The 3,309-nt window shown below is 65.9% G+C and carries 2 protein-coding genes and 3 tRNA genes; 3 read left to right on the forward strand and 2 right to left on the reverse strand.

Translation table 11 applies throughout. The features are described from left to right. Positions 1-106 precede the first annotated feature (106 nt). Complete coding sequence (locus tag P3W75_RS10640; RefSeq protein WP_276227347.1) at positions 107-439, reverse strand: PilZ domain-containing protein; 333 nt, start codon at positions 437-439, stop codon at positions 107-109. A 4-nt stretch (positions 440-443) separates the two neighbouring features. Beyond that, positions 444-2,750 carry a DUF1631 domain-containing protein gene (locus P3W75_RS10645; RefSeq protein WP_276227348.1) on the reverse strand — a complete coding sequence of 769 codons (2,307 nt, stop codon included), beginning with the start codon at positions 2,748-2,750 and terminating at the stop codon, positions 444-446. A gap of 212 nt (positions 2,751-2,962) precedes the next feature. Between P3W75_RS10645 and P3W75_RS10650 the strand changes: the two genes are divergently transcribed. From P3W75_RS10650 to P3W75_RS10660, 3 genes are all read left to right on the forward strand, one after another. Continuing rightward, positions 2,963-3,038: transfer RNA gene (locus P3W75_RS10650), tRNA-Asn, on the forward strand. A gap of 9 nt (positions 3,039-3,047) precedes the next feature. Next, positions 3,048-3,124, forward strand: a tRNA-Pro gene (locus P3W75_RS10655). A gap of 6 nt (positions 3,125-3,130) precedes the next feature. Continuing rightward, positions 3,131-3,206: transfer RNA gene (locus P3W75_RS10660), tRNA-Lys, on the forward strand. Positions 3,207-3,309 lie beyond the last annotated feature (103 nt).

Consider the following 3,309-nt stretch of genomic DNA (forward strand, 5'->3'; position numbering starts at 1 on the left):
CCGCTCGATTTGACTCCAGCACTGGAGCCGCTGGCCGAGACGCCGGTGCTCGACGGCGATGGCGGATAACGCCGTAGGCGTTATGCGCCCTACACGTCTGCCCGGCTCAGAGGTGCGCGATCAGCTCTTCCAGGGCCTGTGCCTGGTCGTCGGCCAGGTCGATGATGTGGAAGCCCGCCCAGCCCAGCTGGCCGTCGGCGCCGCCGCGGCTCCACAGGCAGTCGGCGCCGAGGGTGATTTCGCCCACTTCGTGCAGCGGCGGCAGTGGCACCAGGCGGCATTCCAGCACCGAATCCGCCGCCGGTACCGCGCTGCCGCAGAGCATGAAGCCCTCGATGGACAGGTCGGCCAGGCGGCCGATGCTGCGTCCGGTGTTCAGGTCGTAGACCTCGACCTTCAGGTCCGTGCTGTGCCGGCTGTGCTGGCGGCGTTCGTCCATCGCTTTACTCCTCGGATGGGCTGCGGGGGCGCCCGGCGAAGCGCTGCAACATGCGGTAGATGGCGCCCAGGGCCCGGTCGACCAGGGGCTGCGGCTGTTCGCTGGCGAGCATGCGCACCTTGCCCTGCTCCATCTCCAGGGCCAACTGGCCGATGGGTTTGACCGCGACGCGCTGGCCCAGGTGGTCGACGAACATGTAGTTGCGCGTGGTCGGGCTGAACCACGACAGCTTCAGGCGGCGTGGCGGCGTGGTGTCGCTGAACTCGAACCAGGTGCCGAACTCGACGTTGCGCAGTTCTTCCATGAGCGCCTTGCCGTGTACGGAAAGGCCTTCCTCGGTGTGCTTCTCGGCCACCGTTTCGCCGTCGAGCATCGCGCCGAGCGGGCTCTCCGGCAGATCGGGGCGCAGGTTGGCGGCGATTTCCGGCTGCTGCGCCTGGATCGCGTGCTGGCAGGCCACCAGGTCCTGGAGCAGGCGGCGGATGCCGTCCTCGTGATAGCCGCCGAGCACTTCCAGGCCCTTGCGCAGGTCCTCGAGCAGTGCCAGGCGCAGGCCTTGCAGGCGTTCGCGGCCGTCGCTGTCCAGCGGCGTCACGCTCCAGGCCAGTTGTTCGGCGATTTCGCTGGCGCGGCGCCATTCGTCGCTGTCCTCGCCGTTGCGCAGGAGAATGAAAGTCAACGCGTCGGCCCAGCTGAGATCGAGGAAGTTGCGCACCAATTGCGGCAGTTCGCGCTCGGCGCAGGCCCGCTGGACCACTTCCAGCGCCTGTTCGCGCGCCGCCAGCAGGCGGTCGCGGCCGCGCGCCGCTTCCGTGGCGCGGCGCTCGCGCAGTTCGGCTTTCTGGCGGATGTTGGCGACGTAGGCGTTGAACTCGCCGAGCAGCTCGTCGAACAGGCGCAGGTCGCCGGCGAAGTCCTGGATCACCCGTTCGACCACCCAGTGCATCTTCGCCTGCAGGCCGCGCTCCTCGCCGTCGCCGCCGTACAGCGAGCCGGCCTGGGCCATGGCGTTGAGCAGGCGGCGGGCCGGGTGGTGGTGCTGGGTGAACAGCGCCTTGTCCAGCAGCGCCACCTTGAGGAAGGGCGTGTGCAGGTGGGAGAGGGTGGTCTTGCAACTGTCCGGCAGGCTCTCGTCGTCGAGGATGAAGTCGAAGACCATGCCGACCAGGTCGATGACGTCGGCTTCCTGGTCGGTGAGCTTGTTCTGTCCGGGACGTGCGGTCGCCGCTTCCAGCTGCTGGTGCAGGTCCTGCTTGAACTGCTGCACCGCCTGGGGCTGGCGGATGCGCTTGGCGAGGTCCTGGGCGGAGATGCGCTGCAGGCGGTTGAGCGCGTCGAGCAATTCGTCGGCGCTGTAGGTCTTGGTCGCCCCGCGGGGGGTGAAGCGGGCGATGCTGTCGGAGTGGCCGAAGCTCTCCAGGCCGCGCCGGCGGTGCTCGGCGAGCAGGGAATTGAGGCCGCCGTAGAGCGCCTGCTGGTCGCTGGGCGGGTAGGGCGGCAGCTCGCTGAAGTCCAGCGGCGGCGCCGAAGTGGCGTAGTCGGGCGCACTGGCGCCCACGCCAGGCGGCGCCGGGGTGCTGGCCGCGGCAGGCACGGGCCGGGGCGCCGGGCGGGAAGTCTGCTGCGGTCGGTACTTGAGGTTGGGCAGGATGCCGGCTTCGGTCAGGCGCTGGTTGAGCTGGTCATACAGCGGCGCCAGGTTGCGCATCACCTGTTGGTCGAAGAGCACGTACAGCACGCTCTTTATACGCAGGGCGAACTGGCTTTCGCCCAGGGTGTCGTGGAACGCCTGGGCGACGGCCTGCGGGCCGAAGGGGTTGCTGTCCTCGGCGAGCTTGCTGCCGTTGTTGAGCAGGGCCAGGCGCTGGTCGAGGGCGAACAGCGCCTGGGCGCACTGCGCCTTCACCTGGTTCACCATGTTGGTGATGAGCAGGGTTTCCTCGTATTCGTCGTTGTCGACCAGGCTCAGCTGCTCGACGTCCAGCTCTTCCAGGGGCTTGCGCGGCGGCAGGCTGCCTTGCAGGAAGTCGCCCAGGCCCTTGGCGAAGCGCTGGTGGTAGGCGCGTTCGAGGGCGGGGCGCTGGCGGCGGATTTCGCGCATGCTGTCGAAGAACAGCGCCTGAACCTGGTTGTTCTCGGCCTTCTCGGCGCATTCGAAGAGCGTGTCGTCGACATGGGTGAAGACCGCACCCAGCAATTCCGCCAGGTGGTTCATCGCCAGTTGCCGGCAGCCTTGCACCAACTCGCCGAAGCGAGGCTGGATCGCACGGCTGGCGACATTGGTAGTCGGCGGTGTGTCCTTGGAGCTCATGGGCGATCCTGTCCGTGATCTCGTCGCTGTCGAGCGCGGGTCACTCTAGTTTTATGCAGATATAGCAACGCGCCAGTCCGGCTGCAAAGAAAAAGAAGAAAAACTTTTTGGATCATAGGCTTGACAGTCACTTCGATACCCGTAAAATGGCGCGCCTCTGATACGGGAAACGGCGAAAGCCGAACTGTAGAGGGGCTTGGAAGACTCGTCGTTCCGCGATAGCTCAGTCGGTAGAGCAAATGACTGTTAATCATTGGGTCCCTGGTTCGAGTCCAGGTCGCGGAGCCAACTTCCAAACGGGGTATAGCGCAGTCCGGTAGCGCGCTTGCTTTGGGAGCAAGATGTCGGGAGTTCGAATCCCCCTACCCCGACCATATCAAGGGTCGTTAGCTCAGTTGGTAGAGCAGTTGGCTTTTAACCAATTGGTCGTAGGTTCGAATCCTACACGACCCACCATATTCCAGTCGCCCGCCAAGGCGGTCGGCACGCGAAAAGCCCGCGATCATGAGTCCGGGCTTTTTGATTTGTCCCTTTCGAGGGGTCGTTAGCTCAGTCGGTA

This window comes from Pseudomonas citronellolis (genome assembly GCF_029335315.1).
Lineage (GTDB): Bacteria > Pseudomonadota > Gammaproteobacteria > Pseudomonadales > Pseudomonadaceae > Pseudomonas > Pseudomonas citronellolis_A.